The 25,269-nt window shown below is 72.5% G+C and carries 25 protein-coding genes and 1 pseudogene; 15 read left to right on the top strand and 11 right to left on the bottom strand.

Annotation, left to right across the window (positions count from 1 at the left end; all coding sequences use genetic code 11):
* Nucleotides 1-15: 15 nt before the first annotated feature.
* Entirely contained in the window at nucleotides 16-291 is a 276-nt protein-coding gene (locus QC282_RS06825; RefSeq protein ID WP_279548303.1) for a DUF397 domain-containing protein, read from the bottom strand.
* On the bottom strand, nucleotides 272-1,126 hold the full coding sequence (locus QC282_RS06820; RefSeq protein WP_279548302.1) for a helix-turn-helix transcriptional regulator: 855 nt from the start codon (nucleotides 1,124-1,126) through the stop codon (nucleotides 272-274). The genes QC282_RS06825 and QC282_RS06820 overlap by 20 nt, the downstream gene beginning before the upstream one ends.
* A gap of 179 nt (nucleotides 1,127-1,305) precedes the next feature.
* Here QC282_RS06820 and QC282_RS06815 point away from each other — a divergent pair, with 179 nt between their 5' ends.
* Both QC282_RS06815 and QC282_RS06810 read left to right on the top strand, forming a co-directional pair.
* Nucleotides 1,306-1,509: a hypothetical protein gene (locus QC282_RS06815; protein ID WP_279548301.1), complete on the top strand. Its 204-nt coding sequence runs from the start codon at nucleotides 1,306-1,308 to the stop codon at nucleotides 1,507-1,509.
* The gene (locus QC282_RS06810) at nucleotides 1,509-1,943 is read left to right on the top strand and encodes an ATP-binding protein (protein ID WP_279548434.1); all 435 of its coding nucleotides are present in this window, start codon (nucleotides 1,509-1,511) and stop codon (nucleotides 1,941-1,943) included. The genes QC282_RS06815 and QC282_RS06810 overlap by 1 nt, the downstream gene beginning before the upstream one ends.
* A gap of 202 nt (nucleotides 1,944-2,145) precedes the next feature.
* On the opposite strand, the gene QC282_RS06805 is transcribed toward QC282_RS06810, so the two are convergent.
* A complete protein-coding gene (locus QC282_RS06805; protein ID WP_279548300.1) occupies nucleotides 2,146-3,978 on the bottom strand; it encodes a phosphoenolpyruvate carboxykinase (GTP) in 1,833 nt (610 codons plus the stop codon).
* Nucleotides 3,979-4,305: 327 nt separating this feature from the next.
* Between QC282_RS06805 and QC282_RS06800 the strand changes: the two genes are divergently transcribed.
* The gene (locus tag QC282_RS06800) at nucleotides 4,306-5,019 is read left to right on the top strand and encodes a hemolysin III family protein (protein ID WP_279548299.1); all 714 of its coding nucleotides are present in this window, start codon (nucleotides 4,306-4,308) and stop codon (nucleotides 5,017-5,019) included.
* Between the two features lie 64 nt (nucleotides 5,020-5,083).
* Nucleotides 5,084-5,821: a Mut7-C RNAse domain-containing protein gene (locus tag QC282_RS06795; protein WP_279548298.1), complete on the top strand. Its 738-nt coding sequence runs from the start codon at nucleotides 5,084-5,086 to the stop codon at nucleotides 5,819-5,821.
* Here QC282_RS06795 and QC282_RS06790 read toward each other — a convergent pair.
* From QC282_RS06790 to QC282_RS06780, 3 genes and pseudogenes are all read right to left on the bottom strand, one after another.
* A complete protein-coding gene (locus tag QC282_RS06790) occupies nucleotides 5,818-5,964 on the bottom strand; it encodes a hypothetical protein (protein WP_279548297.1) in 147 nt (48 codons plus the stop codon). The two genes, QC282_RS06795 and QC282_RS06790, sit on opposite strands and share 4 nt — an antisense overlap.
* A gap of 10 nt (nucleotides 5,965-5,974) precedes the next feature.
* Nucleotides 5,975-6,161 (bottom strand): annotated as a pseudogene (locus QC282_RS06785) (glycosyltransferase); the annotation flags it as partial.
* Nucleotides 6,162-6,289: 128 nt separating this feature from the next.
* A complete protein-coding gene (locus QC282_RS06780; RefSeq protein WP_279548433.1) occupies nucleotides 6,290-8,317 on the bottom strand; it encodes a thioredoxin domain-containing protein in 2,028 nt (675 codons plus the stop codon).
* 500 nt (nucleotides 8,318-8,817) lie between these two features.
* On the opposite strand from QC282_RS06780, the gene QC282_RS06775 reads away from it, so the two are divergent.
* Entirely contained in the window at nucleotides 8,818-12,024 is a 3,207-nt protein-coding gene (locus QC282_RS06775; RefSeq protein ID WP_279548296.1) for a tetratricopeptide repeat protein, read from the top strand.
* Nucleotides 12,025-12,129: 105 nt separating this feature from the next.
* On the opposite strand, the gene QC282_RS06770 is transcribed toward QC282_RS06775, so the two are convergent.
* Both QC282_RS06770 and mca read right to left on the bottom strand, forming a co-directional pair.
* Nucleotides 12,130-12,378, bottom strand: coding sequence for a hypothetical protein (locus QC282_RS06770; RefSeq protein ID WP_279548295.1), 249 nt, complete (start codon nucleotides 12,376-12,378; stop codon nucleotides 12,130-12,132).
* Nucleotides 12,371-13,252 (bottom strand): mycothiol conjugate amidase Mca, encoded by an 882-nt coding sequence (gene mca / locus QC282_RS06765; protein ID WP_279548294.1) that lies wholly within the window; start codon nucleotides 13,250-13,252, stop codon nucleotides 12,371-12,373. Before mca ends, QC282_RS06770 begins: the two co-directional genes overlap by 8 nt.
* 201 nt (nucleotides 13,253-13,453) lie before the next feature.
* On the opposite strand from mca, the gene QC282_RS06760 reads away from it, so the two are divergent.
* Together QC282_RS06760 and greA are read left to right on the top strand one after the other, a co-directional pair.
* Complete coding sequence (locus QC282_RS06760; protein WP_279548293.1) at nucleotides 13,454-13,852, top strand: DUF4307 domain-containing protein; 399 nt, start codon at nucleotides 13,454-13,456, stop codon at nucleotides 13,850-13,852.
* A 213-nt stretch (nucleotides 13,853-14,065) separates the two neighbouring features.
* The gene (greA, locus tag QC282_RS06755; protein ID WP_279548292.1) at nucleotides 14,066-14,563 is read left to right on the top strand and encodes a transcription elongation factor GreA; all 498 of its coding nucleotides are present in this window, start codon (nucleotides 14,066-14,068) and stop codon (nucleotides 14,561-14,563) included.
* A gap of 148 nt (nucleotides 14,564-14,711) precedes the next feature.
* On the opposite strand, the gene ilvA is transcribed toward greA, so the two are convergent.
* Entirely contained in the window at nucleotides 14,712-15,941 is a 1,230-nt protein-coding gene (gene ilvA / locus QC282_RS06750; protein ID WP_279548291.1) for a threonine ammonia-lyase, read from the bottom strand.
* Nucleotides 15,942-16,098: 157 nt separating this feature from the next.
* Here ilvA and QC282_RS06745 point away from each other — a divergent pair, with 157 nt between their 5' ends.
* The 3 genes from QC282_RS06745 (at nucleotide 16,099) to QC282_RS06735 (ending at nucleotide 17,632) form a co-directional block, all read left to right on the top strand.
* Nucleotides 16,099-16,605, top strand: coding sequence for a MarR family transcriptional regulator (locus tag QC282_RS06745; protein ID WP_279548432.1), 507 nt, complete (start codon nucleotides 16,099-16,101; stop codon nucleotides 16,603-16,605).
* Between the two features lie 231 nt (nucleotides 16,606-16,836).
* A complete protein-coding gene (locus QC282_RS06740; protein WP_279548290.1) occupies nucleotides 16,837-17,340 on the top strand; it encodes a sigma factor-like helix-turn-helix DNA-binding protein in 504 nt (167 codons plus the stop codon).
* A 43-nt stretch (nucleotides 17,341-17,383) separates the two neighbouring features.
* Nucleotides 17,384-17,632, top strand: a complete 249-nt coding sequence (locus QC282_RS06735) for a hypothetical protein (RefSeq protein ID WP_279548289.1) — start codon at nucleotides 17,384-17,386, stop codon at nucleotides 17,630-17,632.
* A 92-nt stretch (nucleotides 17,633-17,724) separates the two neighbouring features.
* Here the strand turns inward: QC282_RS06735 and QC282_RS06730 are convergent, their stop codons facing one another.
* Entirely contained in the window at nucleotides 17,725-18,879 is a 1,155-nt protein-coding gene (locus QC282_RS06730; protein WP_279548288.1) for a cystathionine gamma-synthase, read from the bottom strand.
* A 187-nt stretch (nucleotides 18,880-19,066) separates the two neighbouring features.
* Between QC282_RS06730 and QC282_RS06725 the strand changes: the two genes are divergently transcribed.
* The 4 genes from QC282_RS06725 (at nucleotide 19,067) to QC282_RS06710 (ending at nucleotide 22,873) form a co-directional block, all read left to right on the top strand.
* On the top strand, nucleotides 19,067-20,185 hold the full coding sequence (locus tag QC282_RS06725) for a hypothetical protein (RefSeq protein WP_279548287.1): 1,119 nt from the start codon (nucleotides 19,067-19,069) through the stop codon (nucleotides 20,183-20,185).
* A gap of 90 nt (nucleotides 20,186-20,275) precedes the next feature.
* Nucleotides 20,276-20,944 carry a peptide-methionine (S)-S-oxide reductase MsrA gene (gene msrA, locus QC282_RS06720; RefSeq protein WP_279548286.1) on the top strand — a complete coding sequence of 223 codons (669 nt, stop codon included), beginning with the start codon at nucleotides 20,276-20,278 and terminating at the stop codon, nucleotides 20,942-20,944.
* Nucleotides 20,945-21,006: 62 nt separating this feature from the next.
* Nucleotides 21,007-21,690: a peptide-methionine (S)-S-oxide reductase MsrA gene (gene msrA / locus QC282_RS06715; protein ID WP_279548285.1), complete on the top strand. Its 684-nt coding sequence runs from the start codon at nucleotides 21,007-21,009 to the stop codon at nucleotides 21,688-21,690.
* Nucleotides 21,691-21,769: 79 nt separating this feature from the next.
* Complete coding sequence (locus QC282_RS06710) at nucleotides 21,770-22,873, top strand: AI-2E family transporter (protein ID WP_279548284.1); 1,104 nt, start codon at nucleotides 21,770-21,772, stop codon at nucleotides 22,871-22,873.
* Nucleotides 22,874-23,116: 243 nt separating this feature from the next.
* Here the strand turns inward: QC282_RS06710 and QC282_RS06705 are convergent, their stop codons facing one another.
* A complete protein-coding gene (locus QC282_RS06705; RefSeq protein ID WP_279548283.1) occupies nucleotides 23,117-24,160 on the bottom strand; it encodes an NAD(P)-dependent alcohol dehydrogenase in 1,044 nt (347 codons plus the stop codon).
* A gap of 171 nt (nucleotides 24,161-24,331) precedes the next feature.
* Between QC282_RS06705 and QC282_RS06700 the strand changes: the two genes are divergently transcribed.
* Entirely contained in the window at nucleotides 24,332-25,243 is a 912-nt protein-coding gene (locus tag QC282_RS06700) for a helix-turn-helix transcriptional regulator (protein WP_279548282.1), read from the top strand.
* The last annotated feature ends 26 nt before the right edge of the window (nucleotides 25,244-25,269 follow it).

The following is a 25,269-nucleotide window of genomic DNA, read 5'->3' as shown; positions in this document are numbered from 1 at the left end:
CGTCCGCCCGCACGTTCACTTCAGGGACGCGACGAACGACGTCCAGGCCGGGGCCGTGACGGTGAGGACGGGCCCGTGGGGAACCTTGGAATCACGGACGGGGACCACGGCGACGTGGGCGTCACAGACCTCGACGCAGTTGCCTCCGGTGCCGTTGCTGTATGTGCTCTTGCGCCAGCGGGCGGCACCCGGGAAGGCCTCGGCTATCTCTACGCAGTCGCCGCCGTCGCCGTTGCTGTAGCTGCTCTTGCGCCAGGCAGCCGTGCTCAAGTCAATCCCCTTGCTTGCCATTTCGGTCATCCTCAGCCGCTTGCTCGATCAGGGCGAGGGACGCCTCCGGAGGCAGTGCGGCGGCCCTGAGCCGATCGTATGCCTTGCGGTACTGCTTCACGAGGGCCGGATCGTCGATGGTGTCCCCGCTGTACTGCGACTCCACATACACCAGTGGCGGGGCATCAACGAAAGCCATGACCTTGGCCATACCCATCATGAGCGGGTGCGGCCCGCAGTTCCACGGAAGGATCTGGGAAACGATCCGGTGGCGTCGGGCCAGTTCCGTGACGCGCTGCCATTGTTCGGCATGCTGCTCCGGCGGCAGGATCGGCTGACGCAGCAGCGACTCGGGGAGGATCACCCAGTACTCGGGGGTCTTGTGGTTGTCCTCGAAGAGGCGGGCCCGCGCCAGCCGAGCGGACACCTTCTCCTCCACCTCCTCGTCCGGCGCCAGCGGATGCGCGGACCGCACCACCGCCCGCGCGTACGCCTCCGTCTGCAACAGCCCCGGAACCAGCGTGGGACACCACTCCTCGATGGTCTCCGCGTGCTTCTCGGCCTCCAGCACCCGCTCGAAGTACCGCGCGTGACCCCGGCGTTTGGCCCTCCGCACGTCCTCGCAGCGCCGCCGGAAGAAGCCGTCCGTGCCCAGCACCTTGTCCACGTGGTCGGCCAGGTCGGCCGGCATCCGCCGTGTCCCCCGTTCGATCTCGCTGAGGTGACTCGGGCCGTAGAAGCTGCCCTCGACCAACTGCTGGAGCGTCAGCCCCGCTTCCTCCCGTTTCCAGCGCAGCTCGCTGCCGTAGAAGGTGGGGACGCCCGTCGAGCCGTCGATGTCCTTGCGCTGACCCATCGTTCACCGTCCTTGGTGTGCCGTTACCGTCCGCTCCCCGGCGTTCCCCGGCCCCTGCCAACTGCCGGACCGCATATGTGCAGTTCAGGACCGGGATGCCGAATGGCTGTCACGCTACGCGGACCGGCGTCACAGTGTGAGTGGTTCGTCACACAGAGCACCGGAAGGCGTGATCCCCCATGCACAGGTCCACCGAAGCCGACGTCTGCGCCGAGGAGTTGCGGGCGGCGCTCGCCGCGCACGGCATCACCCTGCCGTCCCTCGGCGTCGACCTCCCGACCTTCGCCTCCGGCTGCCCCGTCCGGACCCTGATCGCGCTCGGCAACTGCAATCTCGTCACGGCCCGCGCCCTGACCGCCGCGCTGCGCAAGGGGGCCGCGTGATGCGGCCGGCGCTGACGCTCGACCTGCTCGCGGCACCGGTCGAGGTGTCCGGCGTGCGCCGCGCCCTGGGCGCGTACGGCGCCGACGTGCAGCTCTGTGCGAGCGAACTCGTCACGAACGTGATCCGGCACGTCGGCGAGGGAGTGCCCGTCACCGTCCGGGTGTCGTGCGAGGACGACGGCCGTACGCGTCTGGAGGTCACCGACCCGGACCCGCGTGCGCTGCCCGTCCTGCGGGCGGCCGTGGGCGCCGACGAGGAGTCGGGGCGGGGGCTCGCGCTGCTGGACGCGCTGGCCGTGAAGTGGGGCGTGACGCACGGGCCGCCCGGCACCGGCAAGACCGTGTGGTGCGAGCTGGGCCCGGGAACGGCCGAGCGCCCCGGTCGGCGGGGTTCGCCGTCCGGGGCGCTCGCTCACCCATCGGCACGTTCGTGAGAGCCCGCGGGGCGGGCCGGGCCGATGAGGGCGGGGCGGACCGGCCGCCGCGTGTCCGTCGGGGCGGACGGAGTGCGGCGGCGGCGGCCCGGAACCTCGCACGCCGTTGTGCGGGTCCCCGCGGGTCGTGTCCCGCGACCGGCCCGTGACGATCACTGGTCAGGGCTCCCATCGGGGCCGGTCGCGGGGGTTCTCGGGGGGATCAGCCCAGGCGCTCAACCAGCGCGCGGTACTCGTCCCACAGTTCCTTCGGCGTGTGGTCGCCGAAGGTGTTGAGGTGCTCGGGGATCAGCGCTGCCTCCTCCCGCCACACCTCCTTGTCGACGGTGAGCAGGAAGTCGAGGTCCTCGTCGGCCAGTTCCAGGCCGTCGGTGTCGAGGGAGCCCTTGGCCGGCAGCACGCCGATCGGGGTCTCGACGCCCTCGGCCCGGCCCTCCAGGCGCTCCACGATCCACTTCAGGACGCGGCCGTTCTCACCGAAGCCGGGCCAGACGAACGCGCCCTCGTCGTTCTTGCGGAACCAGTTGACGTAGTAGATCTTCGGCAGCTTGGACTGGTCCTTGTCCTTGGCGACGTCCACCCAGTGACCCATGTAGTCGCCCATGTTGTAGCCGCAGAACGGCAGCATGGCGAACGGGTCGCGGCGCAGCTCGCCGACCTTGCCCTCGGCCGCGGCGGTCTTCTCGGAGGCCACGTTGGCGCCGAGGAAGACGCCGTGGTTCCAGTCGAAGGACTCCGTCACCAGCGGTACGGCGGTGGCGCGCCGGCCGCCGAAGAGGATCGCCGAGATCGGCACGCCCTTGGGGTCCTCCCACTCGGGCGCGATGATCGGGCACTGCGAGGCCGGGACGGTGAAGCGGGCGTTGGGGTGCGCGGCCGGGGTCCCCGAATCGGGCGTCCAGTCGTTGCCCTTCCAGTCCGTGAGGTGGGCCGGGGGCTGCTCGGTCATGCCCTCCCACCACACGTCGTTGTCGTCGGTGAGGGCGACGTTGGTGAAGACGGCGTTGCCCCACAGCGTCTTCATCGCGTTGGCGTTGGTGTGCTCGCCGGTGCCGGGCGCGACGCCGAAGAAGCCGGCCTCCGGGTTGATCGCGTAGAGGCGGCCGTCCTCGCCGAACCGCATCCAGGCGATGTCGTCGCCGACGGTCTCGACCGTCCAGCCGGGGATGGTCGGCTCCAGCATGGCGAGGTTGGTCTTGCCGCAGGCGCTCGGGAAGGCGGCGGCGACGTACCTGGCCTCGCCGCGCGGCGGGGTCAGCTTCAGGATCAGCATGTGCTCGGCGAGCCAGCCCTCGTCGCGGGCCATGACGGAGGCGATGCGCAGGGCGTAGCACTTCTTGCCGAGCAGGGCGTTGCCGCCGTAGCCGGAGCCGTAGGACCAGATCTCGCGGGACTCCGGGAAGTGCGAGATGTACTTGGTCTGGTTGCAGGGCCAGGGGACGTCCGCCTGGCCGGGCTCCAGCGGGGCGCCGAGGGTGTGCACGGCCTTGACGAAGAAGCCCTCGGAGCCGAGCTCGTCCAGGACCGGCTGCCCCATCCGGGTCATCGTGCGCATGGAGACGGCGACGTACGCCGAGTCGGTGATCTCGACGCCGATCGCGGACAGCGGCGAGCCGAGCGGGCCCATGCAGAAGGGCACGACGTACATGGTGCGGCCGCGCATCGAGCCGCGGAACAGGCCGCCCTGCCCGCCGGAGCCCCGGAAGATCTCCCGCATCTCGGCGGGGGCCTTCCAGTGGTTGGTGGGACCGGCGTCCTCCTCCTTCTCGGAGCAGATGAAGGTGCGGTCCTCGACGCGGGCGACGTCGGTGGGGTCGGACGCGGCGTAGTAGGAGTTGGGGCGCTTGATCGGGTCGAGTTTCCGGAAGGTGCCCTTCTCGACGAGCTCCTCGCACAGTCGCTCGTACTCGGCCTCCGAGCCGTCGCACCAGACCACGGAGTCCGGCTGCGTCAGTTCGGCGATCTCGTCGACCCACGAGATCAGTTCCTGGTGGTTGGTGGGGACCACGGAGGGAGCCGCGATGTCGCGCGCCACGATTGCTCCTAAATGAGGGATTTTTTGGTTGGAGGCCCCGTGGGGGCTGCGACCCGGATGCTTCACGGTTCGATCTCTGGCGCTCATCCGGTGCCGACCGCACTCATTTGATCATCCGACGAGAGTGCCCATATGTCCAGAGGGGCCCACAGGTGAGCGGAGTGAGCATCGCCACTCGTCCCGATGTTTTCCGAGTGTCACCACCCCTTCACCGGGGGTACTCCGTCAGTGTCCGTGGCCGGGTATCCCGTGAGACCATGGCCACTCCCGGCCCTCAACGGCGTCCTCGAACGCATAACTTACGGTTCCGTAGGTACGATGAAGCGCATGACAGCGTCCGCTCCCGACGCGCGCACGGAGTCGTCGGCCGCCGGCCGGGGCCCCGTCGCGCTCTCCCTGCCGCATCCCGTCAAGCCCAAGCTCCGGGGCTGGCTGCACCTCGGCATGTTCCCGGCCGCCCTGGTCGCCGGCCTGGTGCTCACCGCGTTCGCCCCGTCCACCCGCGGCCGCGTCGCCTGCGGGATCTACGCCCTCACGGCGTGCCTGCTGTTCGGCGTGAGCGCGCTGTACCACCGGGGCGACTGGAGCCCGCGCATGGACGGCATCCTGCGCCGGCTCGACCACGCCAACATCTTCCTGATCATCGCGGGCACCTACACCCCGCTGACGATGCTGCTCCTGCCCGGCGCCAAGGGCCAGTGGCTGCTGTGGGGCATCTGGGCGGCCGCCGCCGCGGGCATCCTCTTCCGCGTGTTCTGGGTCGGCGCGCCCCGCTGGCTCTACACGCCCTGCTACATCGCCATGGGCTGGGCGGCCGTCTTCTACCTGCCGGACTTCATGCGGGCCGGCGGCGTGGCGGTCCTCGTCCTGGTGATCGTCGGCGGCCTGCTCTACAGCGCGGGCGGCGTGATCTACGGCCTCCAGCGCCCCAACCCCTCACCGCGCTGGTTCGGCTTCCACGAGGTCTTCCACTCCTTCACGCTGGCGGCGTTCATCACGCACTACGTCGCGATCTCCCTGGTGGCGTACCAGCACGGGTGACCCGTCCGGGACGCCCCCGGAAAAGCACCGGCCGGGCAGGCGGCCGTCATGTCATCCTGACCGGGTGAACCGCCCGGAGATCCACGTGGAATTCGCCGCCGAGCTGCACCTGTTCGTGCCGGGGGAACGCCGCGGCGGCGCCACCGCGCTGCGCACCGACGGCGTCTCGGCCCTCGGCCACGTCGTCGAGTCGCTCGGCGTCCCGCTCACCGAGGTCGGCGCCCTCGTCGTCGACGGCCGTGAGGTGCCCACCGCGCACGTCCCCGCGGCCGGCGAGTCGGTGACCGTCCGGCCCGTGCGGCGCCCGCAACAGGTCCCGGGCGCCCCGCTGCGCTTCCTCCTCGACGTGCACCTCGGCACGCTGGCCCGCCGGCTGCGGCTGCTCGGCGTGGACACGGCGTACGAGTCGACGGACATCGGCGACCCGGCGCTCGCCGCCCGCTCCGCCGCCGAGCAGCGCGTCATGCTCAGCCGCGACCGGGGCCTGCTGCGCCGCCGCGAACTGTGGGCCGGCGCCTTCGTCTACAGCACCCGGCCCGAGGACCAGCTCCGGGACGTCCTGGACCGCTTCCAGCCCCGGCTGCGCCCCTGGACGCGGTGCACCGCCTGCAACGGGCTGCTGCGCGAGGCCTCCAAGGAAGAGGTCGCGGACCAGCTCAAGGGCGGCACGCAGCGGTCGTACGACGTGTTCGCGCAGTGCCGGGAGTGCGGGCGCGCCTACTGGAAGGGCGCGCACCACGAACAGCTGGAAGCCATCGTGGAGCGCGCCCTCGCCGAGTTCTCGCCCGGCCGCAGCGTCTAACGGCGCCGCACGTCGCCCCTGCCGCAGGCGGTGCCGTCCTTGTCGCGGTCCAGGCGCAGCGGGTCGTCCCTGCCGTTGACCTCCAGACGGCCGTACTCGTGCTGCTCGAGCCAGGCGCAGCGGGCGGCGGTCGTCGGCTTCACCTCGGCCGGGGACCTGGTCCTCGGCGTCAGACCCCGACGACGTCGCCGCGGCAGTGCGGCAGCGCCGTGTTCATGGCCTTCGGCTTGTTCTTCTTCGCGTGGGTGTCCACGACCACGCGGACCCGCGGGTCGCGCGCCGCCGCGTACTCGGCGACCTCGGCGGTCTCCGGATCGTCGTGCCCGACGATCACGATGATCGGGGAACTGTGAAGCACGGGGGCTGTTCCGATACCTACCGCGTTTCCCAACGGAGCGGCGGCCAGCGGGAGTTGATCGAACAGCCGCCCAATCCGGTCATGCCCCACCGCACCTTTTGCCGTAGCCGTCATCCCCCCAGCGCGGTACGCAACCGCTCCGGGTCGGTCGTCGGGGCGTCACACGTGAAGTTGCGGCAGACGTACGCCGCCGGTTCCCCGCCCACCAGCGGCCGGTCGGCGAGCAGCGGGAACTCGTCGCTGCCCGGCGTGCCCACCGCGACGACCGCGCCGGGCGCCGTGCCCAGCAGCGCGGTGCGGTGCAGGGCACGCGTCGCGGCGTCGTCCGGGGCGGGGCCGACGACCGCGATCTCGCGGGGCCCGTCGAGGACGGCCTCGGCCACCGCCAGGCCCCAGCCGATGAAGCGCGGGACGCGCGGACCGAGCGCCTTGACCACGCCCAGCGCCCGCTCGGCGGCGGTGCGGTGCGGCTCGGACCCGGTGTGCGCGGCGTAGCTCAGCAGCGCGCCCGCCGCCGCCGTCCAGCCGGACGGGGTGGCGTTGTCGGTGGGGTCCTGCGGCCGGCGGATCAGCCGCTCGGCGTCGGCCGCCGTGTCGTACAGCCCGCCGGACTCGCCGGTGAACCGCGCCAGCACGTGGTCGACGAGGAACCCGGCGAACTCCAGCCAGACGCCCTCGCCCGTGACGGACGCCAGCGCGAGGAAGCCCTCGGCGACGTCGGCGTAGTCCTCCAGCACGCCCGCGTTCGCGCCGGCGCGGCCGTCCTTGCTGGTGCGGACCAGCCGGACCTGGTCGTCCAGGTGCAGCCGGACCAGCAGGTCGGCGGCGGCGACGGCGGCCTCGACCAGGTCGGGCCGGTCGAAGTAGGCGCCGGTCTCGGCGAGCGCGGCGATCGCCAGGCCGTTCCAGGCGGCGACGACCTTGTCGTCCCGGCCGGGCGCGGGCCGCTCGGCACGCGCCGCGAGGAGGCGCGCCTTGACCGACTCGATCTTCTCGGCGTCGAACACGCCCTCCTGCAGCGGGAGTTGCAGGACGGACGAGCCGTGCTCGAAGGTGCCCTCCTCGGTCACGCCGAAGTACTGGGCGGCGAGGCCGGCGTCGTCCCCGAGGACCTCCCGCAGCTGCGCCGGAGTCCACACGTAGTAGGCGCCCTCGACGTGCCGTCCGCTGCCGTCGTCGCTGTCGGCGTCCAGCGCGGAGGCGAACCCGCCCTCGGCGGTGCGCAGTTCCCGCACCATGAAGTCGGCCGTCTCCAGCGCGACCCGGCGCGCCAGCTCGGAGCCGGTGGAGCGCCACAGGTGCGCGTACACGCGGCACAGCAGGGCGTTGTCGTACAGCATCTTCTCGAAGTGCGGGACGACCCACTCGCGGTCCACGGAGTACCGGGCGAAGCCGCCGCCGAGCTGGTCGTAGATCCCGCCGCGCGCCATGCGCTCGCAGGTGTCGGCGGCCATCTGGAGGGCGCCCTCGGCGCCGGTGCGGGCGTGGTGGCGCAGCAGGAACTCGATGACCATGGACGGCGGGAACTTCGGTGCCCCGCCGAATCCGCCGCGCTGCTGGTCGTACTCCCGGGTGAGCCCCAGCAGCGCCTGCGCGAGCTCCTGCTCGCCGGGCACCTGCGCGTCCCCGTACGACAACTTCCGCCCGGCCAGGTCCCGCACGATCTTCCCGGCGACCTCGGCGACCTCCTCGCGCCGGTCGGTCCACGCCGCGTGCACGCCCTCCAGCACCTGCCGGAAGGACGGCATGCCGTGCCGGGCCTCGGGCGGGAAGTACGTGCCGAAGTAGAACGGTTCGGCGTCCGGCGTGAGGAACACCGTCATGGGCCAGCCGCCCTGCCCGGTCGCCGCCTGCACGGCCTCCATGTAGACGGCGTCCACGTCGGGACGCTCCTCGCGGTCGACCTTGACGCTGACGAAGTGCGCGTTCAGGTAGTCGGCCGTCGCCGCGTCCTCGAAGGACTCGTGCGCCATGACGTGGCACCAGTGGCAGCTCGAATAGCCGACGCTCAGCAGCACGGGCAGATTCCGCTCGCGCGCCGCCTCGAAGGCCTCGGCGGACCAGGGCCACCAGTCGACGGGGTTGTCGGCGTGCTGAAGGAGGTACGGGGACGTCTCGTGCGCCAGTCGGTTCGGCATACCCCCATCTTTCCGCACCCGCCCCCGCCTCGCGCATGCGCCACAGCGTGCCCCTGCCGGCATCCACGCCGGGAAGCCGGCACAGGCCGGTGCCACGACCGGGGCCGGCGGCACGGCGGGCCGCTCCCGCCGGCAGGTCCAGATGAGCCGGTCGTCGGCGCGCAGCACCGGCAGCAGCAGCTCGCGCAGCTCCGGTACGGCGCAGGCGTCGCCGCCGAGGGTGCCGAGCCGGGTCACGCCGGCCACGAGCACGTCGTCGACCGCGCGGTGCGGCGCGGTGGGCGTGGTGCGGTGCGGAGCGCCCGGAGAGCATCAGCAGGGCCGGGCCCTCGCCGGTCCCCCGGTCCTCCAGCCGTACCGCGCCCTCTGTCCGGATCCGGTGTCCCGGCGGCCGGGACGCTCCCGCGCCGGAGTCACCGGTGATCGCCGCCCCCTCGCGCTGACGCCCCGTCCGAAGGACACTCGTAGGCGAATCAGTCGCCGCCGGAGGGGGACGTGACATGCGGGACAGTCATCGGGCCGACGCCGAACGGCTGTTGGCACGGGCCGTCGAGGAGGAGGTCCGGCGCTCGGGCGGCAGACTCGACGGGAACGTCCTGCTGTCCCGCGCCCGCGGCTCCCTCGACGCCATGGCCCGCACGGCCGCCGACGAGTACGCCGCCTACACCCGCGCGCTGGACGAGGCCGCCGCCGGACAGCTCACCCTGCGCCAGCGCTACGCCCGCCAGGGCGGCGGCACCCCGTTGCTGGTGGCCGGCGTCGCCGCGGTCGCGGCCACCGTCGCCGACCTGGCCCTGGGCACCAGCGCCGGGACCGCGCTCGGCGCCGGGGTGACCGTCGGCGTCGTGGGCGCCGCCGCGACGGTGGTGAAGGTGGTCGGCTCCCATCTGCCCGCCGCCCACCACCGCGCCGGCGCGGCGAGCCAGCCCGGCGGGCCCGAACAGCTGAGGCTGCAGTGGCTGACGGCGCTGGAGGTGCGCGGCATCCGGCCGTTCCTCGACCAGCAGCGGGTGCTGAGCGCGTCCACCGGCCCGAAGAACGAGGGCGGCCCGCAGCTGCGCGGCGCCGACAAGAGCGCGGCGGCCCGCGGCCGCAACGTCCTGGCGCAGTCCTTCGCGCAACTCCCGGTGGCCTCAGGGGCGTTCGCGGGCCGGCGGCAGGAGATGGCCCGCATCCGGCAGTGGGTGCAGGCCGCGCGGGCCGGCACCGAGACCCGGCCGACGGTCGTCGTGCTGCACGGCGCGCCCGGCAGCGGCCGTACCGCCCTCGCGGTGCGCGCCGCCCACGACCTGAAGGACTACTTCCGCGGCGCGTGCGTGGTCGATCTGCGCGGCGACAGCCGGCAGGAGTCACCGCTGTCCACCCGGGACGCCCTGCTGCACCTGCTGAACCGGCTCGGCGCGCCCCGGGAGCAACTGCTGTTCCGGGAGCGTTCGTCGCCCGGCCAGCAGCTCAAGCGGCTGAGCGAGCTGTACCACCAGCATCTGACGGGCCTGCCGGTCACGATCGTCCTGGACGACGCCTCGGACCCCGAACAGGTCCGCGCCCTCGTCCCGGAGCGCTCCGACAGCCTCGTCCTGGTCACCGCCCGGCAGCCGCTGGACCTGCCGGCCGACCTGCCCGCCCGGGTCCACGAGCTGCCCGTCGAGCCCTTTGACGCCGCCGGCTCGGAGGAACTGCTCACCGCCGCCGCGCAGGACAGCACGGCGCCCTACGACACCGAGTCCGCCGACCGCATCCGGGAGCTGTGCGGCGGGCTGCCGCTCGCGCTGCGCACCGCGGGCTCGGCCCTCGGCCCGCGCTCGCCGCGCCGCCTCGCCGCCGACCTCGGCGCCTACGGGCCCGTGGAGCCGGTGGAGCGGGCGCTGTGGCTGCGCTACAGCGACCAGTCCGAGACGGCACGTCGGCTGCTGCGCCGCCTGGCGCTGGCCGGCCGCACGTCACTGGGCGCCGCTGCCGCCGCCGCGCTGCTCGCGACCGACGAGACGGAGGCGACCCGCCGGCTGGCGGAGCTGTCCCGGGCCGGCCTCATCGACCAGGTGCGCGGCGACCGCTACCGGCTGCACGAGCTGGTGCGGTCCTTCGCGCAGGCCCGCCTCCTGGACGAGGAGGACCCGGCGGAGCGCACGGCGGCGCAGGAACGCCTGATCGTCAACTACGCCGACCTCGCCGACTCCGTGCTGCGCCTGGTCGACGGCAACATGTCGACCCGCTCGGACCGGTTCGGTTCGCACGGCTTCACCTCCCTGGACGAGGCGCTGCGCTGGCTGGACGACGAGTCGAGCTTCATCACGGCCGCGCTGCGGCACGCCGAGGGCGTCGACCAGGCGGCCGTGCTGAACCTGCTGGGCGCGCTGTGCGACTACTGCCTGCTGCGCGGCGACCTGTACCGGCTCGGTGAGATCAGCGAGCTGGCCCAGTCCGTCGACCAGGGCCTGCTGGTCCGCTCGGTGCAGTGGCGCACCGGCATCGCCGCCCGCCAGCTCGGCGAACTCGACAAGGCGCGCACCACCCTCGCCTCCGTGGTCGACCTCTACAGGGAGGCCCACCACGACGCGGGCGTGGCCCGTGCCCTGTGCTCCCTCGGCATCACGCTGCACCACCAGGGCAATCTGACGGAGGCGGCGGCGAAGCTGCGGGAGGCGCTGGACCTGCAGGCCTCCCCCGAGCTGGCCACGGACCGGGCGTGGACGATGCACGCGCTGGCCGCGGTGGAACGCGACCGGGCCCGCCTCGCCGAGGCCCTCGGCCTGCTCACCGAGTCGCTGGTGCTGCACCGCGCGGGCGAGTCCGTGCACGGCCAGGCCTGGGCGCACTACCAGCTCGGCCAGCTCAACCTGCGCATGGGCGACGTACCCCGCGCCGAGTCCGAGCTGCGCACGGCCCTCGACCTGTACGGCCGCACCCGCGACGCGCGCGGCGAGGCCTGGGCGCTGACCCAGCTGGCGCGGGCCCGCCTGGTCGACGGGGACGCGGCGCCCTCGGTGGAGGAACTGCGGCGCGCCGCGGCCCGGCACCGCGACAACGAGGACGCCCGCGGGGAGGCCTGGACGATCTACTACCTGGGCCAGGCGCTGGAGGAGACCGGCGACCTGGGCCGGGCGGTGCGCGAGCTGGAACGCTCCCGCCAGATGTTCTCCCGCATGCGCGACGTGTACGGCCTGGCCTGCGCGCGGCACCACTCGGCGCGGGTCACCCGCGACCAGCGGGCGGCGCAGACGGGTTCCCTCCGGAACTCCGGCTTCGCCCGGCAGCTCCTCGTGGACGCCCGCGCCGACTTCCACCGCATCGGCGTCGCCCACGGCGAGGCCTGGACCTGCCTGGAGCTCGCGGTGGTCGACGCGGGCAACGCGCGCACGCAGCCGGCGCTGGCCCTGTGCGACGAGGCGGCGGCCCTGTTCGCCTCGTACGGGGACCTGCGCGGCGCGGACTGGGCCCGCTTCCTGCGCTGCACCCTGCTGCCGTACGCGGCCCCGGGCGGCGTCGAGGTCGGCACGGCGGTGGCCCAGGAGGAGCTGGCCCAGCTGACCCGCGCGAACCATCCGCTGCGCGACCCCAAGCTGGACGACTGCGCCGACGCCTACCAGCTCCTCCTGGAGCGCGGCATCACCCTGGAATCCGGCTGGCAGGCCTGGCGCCTGGGCATGACCCCGACCCGCCACTCCCGTGAGGTCATGGGGGTGCCGGTCCGGACGGCGGAGCGGTGACGCGGGCCGGGCAGGGGGCCGCCGAGGGCGGGCCGGGCGGCGCCGGAGCCCGCTCCGCCCCGGTGCCGTGGCCCGGGCGCCGCGCGGGGCGCCCGGGAACAGGAGTCAGCCCTTGCGCGGCTTCGCCGGGCCGGAGGCCTCGGTCTTCTCGGTGCCGGCGTCCGCCGGCTCCTCGAAGTCGACCTTCCCCATGTGCCGGTTCATCGACTTCATCAGGGCCCACACCGCCAGCGCCATCGCCGCGAAGACGATGAAACCGAGGACGCCGGGGGTGACCTTGTCCTCGTCCACCTCCTTGGCGAGTACGACGAGGTGCGTCATTGCCTGGCTTGCGCTTGCGCTCATGTCAGGCATTGTCGCGGATGCCCGCGAAGAGGTCGTCCTCGGGGAGGGAGGTCGCGACGAGAGACTTCGCGAGCTCGTACTCCTCCGTCGGCCAGACCTCCTTCTGGACGTCCATCGGCACCCGGAACCAGCCCCCGTCGGGGTCGATCTGCGTGGCGTGCGCGATCAGCGCCTTGTCGCGGATCTCGAAGAAGTCGGCGCACGGCACGTGCGTGGTGATCGTCCGCTCCTCGCGCTGGAACTCGTCCCAGCGCTTGAGCCACTCCCCGTACGGCGACTCCAGCCCCCGGTCCAGCATCGCCTGGTGCAGCGCCTCGGTGCGGGGCCGGTTGAAGCCCTGGTTGTAGTACACCTTCAGCGGCTGGTACGCCGGACCGAACTCGGCCTCCGGGTACTTCCCGGTGTCGGCCGCGCCCTCGAAGGCCACCATCGTGATCTTGTGGGTCATGATGTGGTCGGGGTGCGGGTAACCGCCGTTCTCGTCGTAGGTGGTGATCACCTGCGGACGGAAGGAGCGGATCTGCTTCACGAGCTCGCCGGCCGCCTCGTCGACGTCCTGGAGGGCGAAGCAGCCCTCGGGAAGCGGCGGCAGCGGGTCGCCCTCCGGCAGCCCGGAGTCGACGAAACCGAGCCACTCCTGCTTCACGCCGAGGATCTCGCGGGCCTCGTCCATCTCCTTCTTGCGTACCTCGTGGATGTGCTCCTCGATGTACTTGTCGCCCTGCAGCTTCGGATTGAGGATGGAGCCGCGCTCCCCGCCCGTGCAGGTCACGACCAGCACGTCCACCCCCTCGGACACGTACTTCGCCATGGTGGCCGCGCCCTTGCTCGACTCGTCGTCGGGGTGGGCGTGGACGGCCATCAGTCGCAACTGGTCAGTCAAGACTCGAATCCTCAGTCAGTCGGCGCCCGTGTGCGTCGGCGCATTCCAATGGTGCCGCCCTGTCGGGGCGTCCTTGAGGGGCGGCGGTCGGGTGGCAGGTGGAGGCTTCTATAGTGACCGAATCGGGGGACGAATAATTCCGGGGCCGGGCTCCAGGGCCCCTTTCGGGACAACTGTCCCTTTCCTGCCGAGAGGACGATCATGAGCACGGCGAGCACGCGACCGCCCGAGGGCCGCTACGGCCGTGCCTCGGCGGGACGCGACGACCGCACGCTCAGGATCGTCGGCGCCGTCCTCGGCGCGGCCCTGCTCGCACTGCTCGGCTACTTCGCCTACCACTACGTCGGCCAGAACAAAATCAGCGCCGAAGTGATCGAGTTCGACACCTCGAAGAACGCCGTGAAGGTGCACCTGGAGGTCCGCAAGGACGCCGGCGCGAGCGGCTACTGCACCGTGCGGTCCCAGGCGGAGAACGGCGCCGAGGTCGGCCGGGCCGACTTCCGCTTCGAGGGCGACGCCACGCGCATCGACAAGGTCGTCACGCTCCGTACGACCTCCCCGGGCACCACCGCCGAGCTGCTCGGCTGCCACGCCGACTGACCCGGCACCCCGGCCCGCCCGGCGGGCGCAACTTTCCCACCCCGCCATCACCCGGAATACGTAGGGGCTGACCTGCGTTGACGTGATTCTGATCGCTTATGTCCTCCCCCTTCGGGCATTGAATTGTTAGGCTCGTGGTTTCGCCCTTCCATGAAGGAACATGCTTCTGGGTAGGGCGATGCTTTGTCTTCCCAGTACCTACGAGGAGCACCTGTGACCCAGACCAGCGAGAACGTCACCTGGCTGACCCAGGAGGCGTACAACAAGCTCAAGGACGAGCTTGAGTACCTTACTGGTCCCGCGCGCACGGAGATCGCCGCCAAGATCGCCGCTGCGCGTGAGGAGGGCGACCTGCGTGAGAACGGCGGGTACCACGCGGCCAAGGAGGAGCAGGGCAAGCAGGAGCTCCGTGTGCGCCAGCTCACCCAGCTCCTCGAGAACGCCAAGGTCGGCGAGGCCCCGGCCGCCAACGGCGCGGTGGCGCCCGGCATGGTCGTCACGATCGCCTTCGACGGCGACGAGGACGACACGCTGACCTTCCTGCTCGCCTCGCGCGAGTACGCGAGCGCCGACATCGAGACGTACTCGCCGCAGTCACCGCTCGGCACCGGCGTGATGGGCCACAAGGTCGGCGAGGACGCCCAGTACGAGCTGCCGAACGGCAAGAAGGCGTCGGTGCGGATCCTCAAGGCCGAGCCGTACGACGGCTGACCCGCCCGCAGACGTCCCGAGTCGTGCCCCCGGCGCCCTTCAGGCACCGGGGGCACACTCATGCGGTCGCGGTGGCCGTCGCGGGGGCGGGGGCGGTACGCGCGGACCGCCAGTGCCGTACGGACGAGTCCCGGCTTGCGTCTCTACGTCAGCCGATCACGAGATAGCCCGCGTCCTGCAGGGCCCGCTCCACCTCGGCGCAGTGCGCCGGGCCCTTGGTCTCCAGGTGCAGCTCGACCTCCGCCTCCGTGAGCCCGAGCCGCGGATCGGTCCGCACATGGCTCACGTCCAGGACATTGGCGTCGGCCTCCGACAACACGCCGAGCAGCGTCGCGAGCGCCCCCGGCCGGTCCGTCAGACGCAGCCGGACGGCCAGGTAGCGGCCCTGCGCCGCCATGCCGTGCCGCAGCACCCGCTGCATCAGCACCGGATCGACGTTCCCGCCGGACAGCACCGCCACGACCGGGCCCTCGAACGCGTCCGGCCTGCTCAGCAGCGCCGCCACCGGGCTCGCCCCGGCCGGTTCCACCACCAGCTTGGCCCGCTCCAGACACAGCAGCAGCGCCGCGGACAGCTCGTCCTCCGTCACCGTACGGACCTCGTCGACCAGCTCGCCGACGATCGTGAACGGCACGTCACCGGGCCGCCCGACCTTGATGCCGTCCGCCATCGTCGCCGGGTTGCGCACCGACACCGGACGGCCCGCCGCCAGCGAGGGCGGATACGCCGCGGCGCCCTCCGCCTGCACGCCCACGATCCGCACGTCCGGCCTGAGCGACTTCACGGCCACCGCGATCCCGGCCGCCAGCCCGCCCCCGCCGATACCCACGACGACCGTGCGCACCTCCGGGCACTGCTCCAGGATCTCCAGGCCGACCGTGCCCTGGCCCGCGATGATGTCGTGGTGGTCGAAGGGGTGGATGAACACCGCGCCCGTCCGCTCCGCGTACTCCTGAGCGGCGGCCAGCGTCTCGTCGACCACCTGGCCGTGCAGCCGCACTTCGGCGCCGTACTCCCGGGTGGCGCTGATCTTCGGCAGCGGGGCGCCCTTCGGCATGAACACCGTGGACCGCACCCCGAGCAGCGCCGACGCGAGGGCGACACCCTGCGCGTGGTTGCCGGCGCTCGCCGCGACGACCCCGGCGGCCCGCTCCTCCGGCAGCAGCCCGGCGATCCGCACATACGCGCCGCGCAGCTTGAACGATCCCGTCCGTTGCAGGTTCTCGCACTTGAGGTGGACAGGGGCGCCCACCATCTGCGAAAGATGCCTGCTGCCCTCCATGGCGGTCACCCGCGCGACCCCCGACAGCATCTTCTGGGCGCCCCGCACATCGTCCAGCGTGACGGTCCGCAAGGAGTCAGCCGTGCTGTAGCTCATGACACAAGCATCGCAGTTCAGGGCGGAATCGGCCGCTGTGACCAACGTCCGAGACGGGATGCCGCGCAGCCGGTACAGCCCGCCCCCCGTCCGCGTACCCTGTCCCCCAACCAGCAGCCCTCCACGAAGTGAGCCCCCGGCCATGCCCTCACCTGAAATGTCGATGGACATGACGACCGTCGGTGACACCGGTCTTCTCGAAACGCTGCAGCACGAGGTGGCGCTCTTCGCGCGCCGTGCCGAACAGACCCGGCTCGGCGGGGTCGGCCAGGTGCGCAGCTTCATGGACCGCGCCGCGTACCTGCTGCTCAACCGCCTCGACAAGGAAGGCCCGATGGGCGTCAAGGCGCTCGCCGCGAGCATGGGGATCGACTCCTCCACGGTCACCCGGCAGGTGGCCCCGCTCGTCGACACCGGGCTCGTCAAGCGCACCTCCCACCCCGAGGACGGGCGGGCCGTGGTGCTCCAGCTGTCCCCGCGCGGACAGTCCCGGCTGGACGAAGTGCGCTCGTCGCGGCGTCAGTTGATGGCCGAGCTGACACACGACTGGGCACCGGAGGAGCGCGAGGCGTTCTGCACGCTCCTCGCGCGCTTCAACACCGCCCTGTCCGCCCGCATGGCCGGACAGGACGCCCCGAGCACGGAGCCGTCGCCGGCCTCCTGAACGGGCAACCGGACCGCCGCGCCGACGCGCCCGCCTCCCGCACCCCGGCTCTCGCACACGCGCGTACCGCCCGGCTCGTGATCCGCACCGGACCCGTGCCCACCACCTGAAGCCGTGATCCGTACCCGGCTCTTGACCCGCGGGCCACCCCTGGCCTCATATGAGACCGGGCCCCCGGCACAGGCGGCCGGGCCCCGACAGCTCAGATATCGCCCTCAACGGGGAGGCGCGGTGCGAGAACGGCACGCGTTCCAGGACGCCCGCCGGGCCCGTGAGTTCGAGGCGTTCGTCGCGGGCGCGGGCGGGCGGCTGCTGCACGCCGCGACACTCCTGACGGCGGAACGCCCCGACGACAACCCGCGCGCCCGGCGCCTGCTGACCCTCGCCCTCGCGCACACGTACGCGTGCTGGCACCGCATGCGCGGCGAGGACCCCTACGACCACGCCCGCCGGCACCTGGCCACCCGCTTCGCGCGCGGCTCGTGGCACCGGTACGGCGGCCTGGTCCGGCCCCGCCCGCACCCCGCCGGCCCACTGGCCCGCCTCACCCCGCAGGAACGCCTGATCCTCGTCCTGCGGCTGTACGAGGGAGTCGCCGAGGAGCAGGCCGCCGCCCTGCTCGGCCTGTCCACCGACCGCGTACGGGTGATCTGCGACCGGGCGACGACGGCGCTGCTGCGCCCGCCACGCGGCCCGGCACCGGCGGTCGGCGGCCCGAAGGCGGCGCCGTCATGAGCCGGCCGGGACACCGGCACGACCCGCGCGGGAGGCGGTGGGCGTGAACGAGCGCGACCGGCAGGCCGCCGTACGCCGGGCCATGGAGCAGTCGCCGCCGCCCGTGCCGCCGGAGGTGTACGCGGAGGCTCTGCGGCGCGGCGGGCGCATGCTGCGGCGCCGGACCGTCGCGCGCCGGCTGCTGTGGCTGGTGCTGGTCGCCGCGGCCGTGGCGTTCTTCGTCTGGGCGACGGTGGAGCGGCCCTGGGTGGAGCCGCCGTCCGACACGACTCCACCGCTGACCGGCTGGTGACCCCGGACCACGCCGGGCCCCGGCCCGGGACGCGTGGCGGAAGTCCCGCCCACCGGCCTCACGGGCGGACGGCGGGACTTGCGCGGCACGTCCTAGCCGAGCGCCTGCTGAAGGTCCTGGAGCAGGTCGTCGGCGTTCTCGATGCCGACGGACAGCCGCACCAGGTCGGCCGGCACCTCAAGGGCCGAACCGGCCGCGGAGGCGTGCGTCATGCGGCCGGGGTGCTCGATCAGCGACTCCACGCCGCCGAGGGACTCGCCGAGCGTGAACACCTTCGCGCGGTTGCACACCTCGACGGCCGCCTCCTCGCCGCCCCGCACCCGGAACGACACCATGCCGCCGAACGACCTCATCTGCTTGGCGGCCACCTCGTGACCGGGGTGCTCGGGCAGCCCCGGGTACAGCACGCTCGTCACACGCGCGTGCCGGGACAGCATGTCGGCGACCTTCACGGCGTTCTCGCTGTGCCGGTCCATGCGCACCGCGAGCGTCTTCGTGCCGCGCAGCACCAGCCACGAGTCGAAGGGGCCGGCCACCGCGCCCATCGCGTTCTGGTGGAAGGCGAGCTCCTCGCCGAGACCCTCGTCGTCGACGATCAGCGCGCCGCCGACGACGTCGGAGTGGCCGCCCATGTACTTCGTCAGCGAGTGCACGACGACGTCCGCGCCGAGCGCGAGCGGCTGCTGGAGGTACGGCGTGGCGAAGGTGTTGTCGACGACGAGCCGGGCGCCCGCGTCCCGGGCGATCTGGGCGACGGCGGCGATGTCCGTGATGCCGAGCAGCGGGTTGGAGGGCGTCTCCACCCACACGGCCTTGGTCTTCGGCGTGATCGCGGCCCGCACGGCGGCGGGGTCGGAGGTGTCGGCGACCGACCACTCCACGCCCCAGCGGGAGACGACCTTGGCGAACAGGCGGAATGTGCCGCCGTACGCGTCGTTGGGGATGACCACGTGGTCGCCGGGGCTGAGCAGCGTGCGCAGCAGGCAGTCCTCGGCCGCGAGCCCGGACGCGAACGCGAGGCCGCGGCGCCCGCCCTCCAGGGCGGCGAGGTTCTCCTCGAGGGCGGTCCGGGTGGGGTTGGCGCTGCGGCTGTACTCGTAACCGCCGCGCAGCCCGCCCACGCCGTCCTGCTTGTAGGTCGAGACCTGGTAGATCGGCGGGACGACCGCGCCCGTGAGGGGGTCGGCGGTGTTGCCCGCGTGGATCGCCAGCGTCTCGAAGTGCTCACTGATGTGCCTGTCGCTCATGGGCACCGAGCGTAATGCGCCCGGGGCCCCGATGACGGCCCACCGGACCCGGCAGGAACCGGCCAGTGCCCCCGGGCCGCCCGGCGGCCCGCTCACCGGGCCCCGCCCGCCCGCTCGCGCACGAGGTTCTGCACAGGTCCGTGCACCGGGTTGGCCAATTGTCGGCGCGGTCTGGTTCGCTGGTGACATGGAGATTCTGTGGGTTCTGATGGCCGCGGTCATGCTCGGCTTCGTGCTGCTTCCCTTCCTGAGGCGCCGCCGCGGCATGATCGAGCAGGTCCACCCGGGCCACCCGGACGCCGCGGACCCGGAGAACTACGGATTCGTCCGCGAGGAGGAGCTGGACATCCGCATGCCCGGCCCCGACCAGGACCTGCTGGACGTCCTGGACGTCGTGCAGCGCACCCAGGACTACCGGGCGGCCCAGCAGCTCCTCGCCGGCACCGAGGCGGAGGGCGAGCGGCGCTGGCAGCGGGTGCAGGCGTTCGCGGGCGCCGCGTCGCTGGAGCTGCAGCAGCGGCCGGGCGGCGCCGGCGAGTCGCCGGGCGGCCAGTGGCTGCGGGTGTGGCGCGCCGAGGCGCCCAAGGACGCCGGGGGCGCGGCGGTGCACGCCGAGTTCCTGGTCCAGCAGGCGTGGCGGACGGCGACGCCGGGCACGGACGAGTTCCGGATCATCATGGAGGAGGCCAGGGCGGCCTGCGCCGACGCGGCGCTGCTGGCGCCCGGGGACCCCGTCCCGTACATCGTCGAGCTGTCCGTCGCGCGCGGCCTGGCCTACCCGCGGGCCGAGTTCGAGCAGCTGTGGCTGAAGATCCTGGACCGCGCCCCGGCGCACATGGGCGCGCATCTGGCCGCGCTGCACTACTGGTGCGAGAAGTGGCACGGCTCGCGTGCGCTGGCCCACGAGTTCGCGGAGGCCGCGGCGGCCCGCGCCCCGAAGGGCTCCCTCCTCTCGGCGATGCCGCTGTTCGCGGTCTTCGAGCATCTGCCGGAGGTGAACCTGGTCAGCGGCTTCTACCAGAGCGAGGTCGTGACGAAGGCGATGCACGGCGCGCTGCACGCGGTGCACTCGGCGCGCCCGGACGACCCGATGACGGCGCACGTCCGCCATCTGCTGGTGTTCTTCCTGGTGCGGGCCGAGCGCTGGGCGGAGGCCATGAACCAGCTGGTCCACGTCGACGGCCATGTCGGCGCGCTGCCCTGGACGCTGTCCCAGGACCCGGCGGCGGAGTTCGCGGTGTACCGGGCACTGGCGGTGGCGGGCTACGAGGCGAACGGCGGGAGCCCCGCGACGCTGCCGCACTGAGCGGGCGGGCCGCCCGGAATTCGGCGGCGGCGGCGCACGTTCACTGAATCGGTGCCCTGTACCGGTGCCTCGATGGGAGTGGGAGACCGCATGTTCCTCTACAGCCGTACGCCTCAGTTGCCGACCCCCGAGCAGGCGCTGGCCGGTCGCCCGGAGCCGGCGTTCGCCGTCCCCGACCGCCACACGGTCCTCGGCACCCCGCTCCTCGGCCCCTACCCCGAGGGCCTGGAGGTCGCCGACTTCGGCATGGGCTGTTTCTGGGGCGCCGAGCGCAAGTTCTGGCAGCTCCCGGCCGGCGTGTGGACGACCCTGGTCGGCTACCAGGGCGGCTACACCGAGAACCCCACGTACGAGGAGGTCTGCTCGGGCGGGACCGGCCACACGGAGGTCGTCCGCGTGGTGTACGACCCGGAGGTGACGTCGTACGAGCGCCTGCTGAAGACGTTCTGGGAGTCCCACGACCCGACCCAGGGCTTCCGCCAGGGCAACGACGTGGGCACGCAGTACCGCTCGGCGATCTACACCCACACCCCGGAACAGGCGGCGACGGCGGAAGCCTCCCGGGAGGCCTACCAGAAGGTCCTGACGGCTTCGGGCCACGGCACGATCACCACGGAGATCCTCCCGGCGGAAGACCGCGCCTTCTACCCGGCGGAGGCCTACCACCAGCAGTACCTGGACAAGAACCCGGCGGGGTACTGCGGGATCGGCGGGACGGGCGTCTCCTGCCCGATCGGTGTCGCCCCGGCCGGGGAGTGACACCGCTCACCGACACCGCCGGGCCGCCGGCGGCCACGACCGGAGAGGACGAGGGGACGCGCATGCCGTTCGCACGGAAGCACCAACTGCGCCTGCCCACACCCGAGGAGGCCCCGCCCGGCCGCTCCGCCCCGGCGTACGAGGTGCCCGAGAAGCACGCCGTTCTCGGAACGCGGCTTCTCGGCCCCTACCCCGAGGGCCACGAGGTCGCCGACTTCGCTCTCGGCTGCTTCTGGGGCGCCGAGCGCAGGTTCTGGCAGCTGCCCGGCGGCATATGGACGACCCTCGTCGGCTTCCAGGGCGGCTTCACGCCTCACCCGGTGGACGACGAGATACGGACCGGGCTGACGGGGCACGCGGAGACCGTGCGGGTGGTCTTCGACCCGGCGAAGGTCCCGTACGAGCGTCTCCTGCGGCTGTTCTGGGAGTCGCACGACCCCACCCAGGGCTTCCGCCAGGGCAACGACGTCGGCACCCACGTCAGGTCGGTCCTCTTCACGCACTCCCCCGCCCAGCTGCGGGCCGCCGAGCGAAGCCGGGAGACCTACCAGCGCGCACTGACCGCCGCCGGGTACGGCAGGATCACCACCGCGATCCTGCCCGCCGAGGACCACGTGTTCTATCCGGCGGGGGCCCGTCACCAGCAGTACCTGCACTGGAATCCGGCGGGGTACTGCGGGGCCGGCGGGACGGGCGTCTCCTGTCCGGTCGGCGTCGCCCCCGCACCCGACGTGAGCGGCAAGTAGCCGCTCGGGCCGTTCAGTTGCCGCCTCGCAGTGCGGGGCGGCGATGTTCTTGTGACGGGCGTACCCATAAGGTGCTTCCGTGACTGCCACATTGAGTTCCGGGAAGACCCGTGCCGCGCTGCGTACCTCCGCGCGTGTGTCCGGGGAGTTGCTGCTGGTGTTCGTGATGCTCGCGGTGGCTCTGTGGCTCATGGGCCGGATGTGGTCCGTGGTCTGGCCGCTCGTGGTCGGGCTGTTGCTGACGACGCTGACCTGGCCGGTCGCCCGTTTCCTGCGCCGGCACGGGTGGCACCCCGCGCTCGCCGCGTCGGCCGTGACCGTGCTGTTCCTCGCGGTCGCCGCGGGGGTCGTGGCGCTGATCGCGGTGCCGGTGGCGTCGCAGTCCGGTGAGCTGACCGACGGCGTGGTCGAGGGCATCCAGCGGCTGCGCGAGTGGGCGGCCGGGCCGCCGTTGAACATCGGTGACGCCCAGATCAACAAGGCCTTCGACAGTGCGGTCGCCCGCGCCCAGGACGGCCTCGGCAGCATGGTCGGCGCTGTCGTCACGGGCGTCGGCACCGTCGTCAACGGCATCGTCACCGCCGTCCTGGCGCTCTTCCTGATGTTCTTCTTCCTCAAGGACGGGCCGCGGTTCCTGCCCTGGCTGGCCCGTCAGCTGCCCGGCCGGCTGGCCACGGACGTCCCGACCGTGGCGGCGCGCGGCTGGGAGACCCTGGGCTCGTTCGTGCGTTCCCAGGCGGCCGTGGGCCTGCTCGACGCCGTCCTGATCGGCCTCGGCCTGTGGGTTCTCGGGGTGCCGCTGGTGCTGCCGCTGGCGGTGCTGACCTTCGTGTCCGCGTTCGTGCCGATCGTCGGCGCGCTGTTCGCGGGTTTCGTCGCGGTCCTCATCGCGCTGGTCTACAACGGCCTGACGGACGCGCTGATCGTGCTGGCCCTGATCGTGGTGGTGCAGCAGTTGGAGGGCAACGTGTTCCAGCCCATGATCCAGAGCCGGGGGCTCGGCCTGCACGCGGCCGTGATCCTGCTGGCGGTGACGCTGGGCGGCAGCCTCGCCGGCATCGTGGGCAGCCTGCTCGCCGTGCCGGTCGCTGCGCTGATCGCGGTGGCCTGGAACTACGTGCACGAGCAGCTCAGCGACCCGGAACCGGAACCGACACCGGCACCCGGCGCACCAGCCCAGTAGGCCGGACCCGCCCGTCGGCGGTCCCCGCCCCCGCCCGTAGGCCGGACCCGCCCGTCGGCCAACCGGCCCCGCCCGGTGCGCCGGCCTCGCCCGTCAGCGGACCTCGCCCCGTACACGGGGCGCGACCCCGCCCGCCGGACCACCTGCCCCACCGCGCACACGCCCCTGGCCCGGGGCCCCGGCGACGCCTCCGAGGAGGACGTGCCGGGGCCCCGGGCCAGGGGCTCGCTCACACGACGGGCGTCAGATCGTCGCCGTGTCGATGACGAAGCGGTAGCGGACGTCGCTCGCCAGGACGCGCTCGTACGCGTCGTTGATCTCCGAGGCGGCGATGAGTTCGATCTCCGCGCCGATGCCGTGCTCCGCGCAGAAGTCGAGCATCTCCTGGGTCTCGGCGATGCCGCCGATCATGGAGCCGGCCAGCGACTTGCCGCCGCCGATCACCGAGAACAGGTTGAGGGAGATCGGCTCCTCCGGGGCGCCGACGTTCGCCAGGGTGCCCTGCGTCGTCAGCAGGGACAGGTACGCGCCGAAGTCGAGCGGGGCCGAGACCGTGGAGACGATCAGGTCGAAGGTGCCCGCCAGCTCCTCGAACGTCTTCGGGTCGCTCGTGGCGTAGTAGTGGTCGGCGCCCAGCTTCAGGCCGTCGTCCTTCTTGCGCAGGGACTGCGACAGCACCGTGACCTCGGCACCCATCGCGTGCGCGATCTTGACGCCCATGTGGCCGAGGCCGCCCAGGCCGACGATCGCGACCTTCTTGCCGGGGCCGGCGTTCCAGCGCTTGAGCGGGGAGTACAGGGTGATGCCGGCGCACAGCAGCGGCGCGGCCTCGTCGAGCGCGATGCCCTCGGGGATGCGGACGACGTAGTTCTCGTCGACGACGATCTTCTGCGAGTAGCCGCCGTAGGTGGGCTCACCGTCCCTGCCGACGGCGTTGTACGTGCCGACCATGCCACCGCCGGTGCAGTACTGCTCCAGGCCGGCCCGGCAGTTGTCGCACTCGCGGCAGGAGTCGACCATGCAGCCGACGCCCACGCGGTCGCCCACGGCGAACCGGGTGACGCCGGAGCCGACCTCGGAGACGACGCCGGCGATCTCGTGGCCGGGGACCATCGGGAAGATCGCCTCGCCCCAGCCCTCCCGGGCCTGGTGGATGTCGGAGTGGCAGATTCCGGCGAACTTGATGTCGATCAGCACATCGAACTCACCGACGGACCGGCGCTCGATGGTGGTGCGCTCCAGCGGAGCCTTGGCGGCGGGTGCGGCGTACGCGGCGACAGTGGTCATGCCGAGGGTTCTCCTAGCAGAGGTCGTGCGCCCGGCTGCCTTCTGTCCGGGCACGGCGTCCAGCCTGCCGGACGGCCGGGCATCCGCCCAGGCCATGGCTTTGCGTACGTTCGGCGTGCGTACCACTGGCGAGGTCAGGCTCCCGGTCGTACGACCGGGAATACTGGACACATGGACATACAGCCCGAACCCCCGCGGGAGACCGGCGGAGGCCTGGACCGGCGCGCCGAGCTCAGCGAGTTCCTGCGCACCCGGCGCGCCCGGCTGAAGCCGGAGGACGTGGGGCTGCCGGACTACGGGCGGCACCGCCGCGTACCCGGGCTGCGCCGCGAGGAGCTGGCGCAGCTCGCCGGGGTGTCCGTGGCGTACTACACGCGCCTGGAGCAGGGCAACGGGCGGAACGTGTCGGCGGAGGTCCTCGACTCGATCGCCCGCGCGCTGCGGCTGACCGACGCCGAGCACGCGCACCTGACGCATCTGGCGAAGCCGAAGCAGCACAGGAAGAAGCCGGTGGCGCGCACCCAGCAGGTACGGGTGGCGCTGCGGCAGCTGCTGGACTCGATCGACGGGGTGCCCGCGTACGTCACGGGCCGGCGCTCGGACATCCTCGCCTGGAACGGCATGGCGGCGGCCCTGTTCGGCGACTGGGCGGAGCTGCCCGCGCAGGAGCGGAACTGGGCGCGGCTGGTGTTCCTGAAGCCGGAGTACCGCGAGCTGTTCGTGGACTGGGACCAGAAGGCGTCCGACATGGTCAGCTTCCTGCGGATGGACGCGGGCTGCCATTCGGACGACCCGCGGCTGTCCTCGCTGGTGGGCGAACTGTCCGTCAAGAGCGAGGAGTTCCGGCGGCTGTGGGCCACCCACGACGTCAAGGAGAAGAGTCACGGCGTGAAGCGCATGCGCCATCCGCTCGTCGGTGATCTGACGCTGAACTTCGAGACGTTCCGGCTGGTCGACGACTCCGAGCAGTCGTTGATCACGTATCACGCCGAGCCGGGCTCCCCGTCGGCCGAGGCGCTGCGGCTGCTGGCGAGCTGGGGCGCGGACGCGACCCGGGCGGGCACCGGATCGTCGGCCCCGTAAAACCGCCGTAGGCCTCCGGGCAGCGC

This window comes from Streptomyces sp. DH24, from assembly GCF_029813775.1.
In the GTDB taxonomy this organism is placed as follows: Bacteria; Actinomycetota; Actinomycetes; order Streptomycetales; family Streptomycetaceae; genus Streptomyces.
The sequence above is the reverse complement of the archived record's forward strand: the minus strand, read 5'-3'. Positions and strand labels throughout refer to the sequence as shown.

Excerpts from the sequence above, each read along its gene's own strand:
- QC282_RS06825 (WP_279548303.1), bottom strand. The coding sequence starts at position 291 with ATGGCAAGCAAGGGGATTGACTTGAGCACGGCTGCCTGGCGCAAGAGC.
- QC282_RS06820 (WP_279548302.1), bottom strand. The coding sequence starts at position 1,126 with ATGGGTCAGCGCAAGGACATCGACGGCTCGACGGGCGTCCCCACCTTC.
- QC282_RS06815 (WP_279548301.1), top strand. The coding sequence starts at position 1,306 with ATGCACAGGTCCACCGAAGCCGACGTCTGCGCCGAGGAGTTGCGGGCG.
- QC282_RS06810 (WP_279548434.1), top strand. The coding sequence starts at position 1,509 with ATGCGGCCGGCGCTGACGCTCGACCTGCTCGCGGCACCGGTCGAGGTG.
- QC282_RS06800 (WP_279548299.1), top strand. The coding sequence starts at position 4,306 with ATGACAGCGTCCGCTCCCGACGCGCGCACGGAGTCGTCGGCCGCCGGC.
- QC282_RS06780 (WP_279548433.1), bottom strand. The coding sequence starts at position 8,317 with ATGCCGAACCGACTGGCGCACGAGACGTCCCCGTACCTCCTTCAGCAC.
- QC282_RS06775 (WP_279548296.1), top strand. The coding sequence starts at position 8,818 with ATGCGGGACAGTCATCGGGCCGACGCCGAACGGCTGTTGGCACGGGCC.
- QC282_RS06770 (WP_279548295.1), bottom strand. The coding sequence starts at position 12,378 with ATGCCTGACATGAGCGCAAGCGCAAGCCAGGCAATGACGCACCTCGTC.
- QC282_RS06760 (WP_279548293.1), top strand. The coding sequence starts at position 13,454 with ATGAGCACGGCGAGCACGCGACCGCCCGAGGGCCGCTACGGCCGTGCC.
- ilvA (WP_279548291.1), bottom strand. The coding sequence starts at position 15,941 with ATGAGCTACAGCACGGCTGACTCCTTGCGGACCGTCACGCTGGACGAT.
- QC282_RS06745 (WP_279548432.1), top strand. The coding sequence starts at position 16,099 with ATGTCGATGGACATGACGACCGTCGGTGACACCGGTCTTCTCGAAACG.
- QC282_RS06730 (WP_279548288.1), bottom strand. The coding sequence starts at position 18,879 with ATGAGCGACAGGCACATCAGTGAGCACTTCGAGACGCTGGCGATCCAC.
- QC282_RS06725 (WP_279548287.1), top strand. The coding sequence starts at position 19,067 with ATGGAGATTCTGTGGGTTCTGATGGCCGCGGTCATGCTCGGCTTCGTG.
- msrA (WP_279548286.1), top strand. The coding sequence starts at position 20,276 with ATGTTCCTCTACAGCCGTACGCCTCAGTTGCCGACCCCCGAGCAGGCG.
- msrA (WP_279548285.1), top strand. The coding sequence starts at position 21,007 with ATGCCGTTCGCACGGAAGCACCAACTGCGCCTGCCCACACCCGAGGAG.
- QC282_RS06705 (WP_279548283.1), bottom strand. The coding sequence starts at position 24,160 with ATGACCACTGTCGCCGCGTACGCCGCACCCGCCGCCAAGGCTCCGCTG.
- QC282_RS06700 (WP_279548282.1), top strand. The coding sequence starts at position 24,332 with ATGGACATACAGCCCGAACCCCCGCGGGAGACCGGCGGAGGCCTGGAC.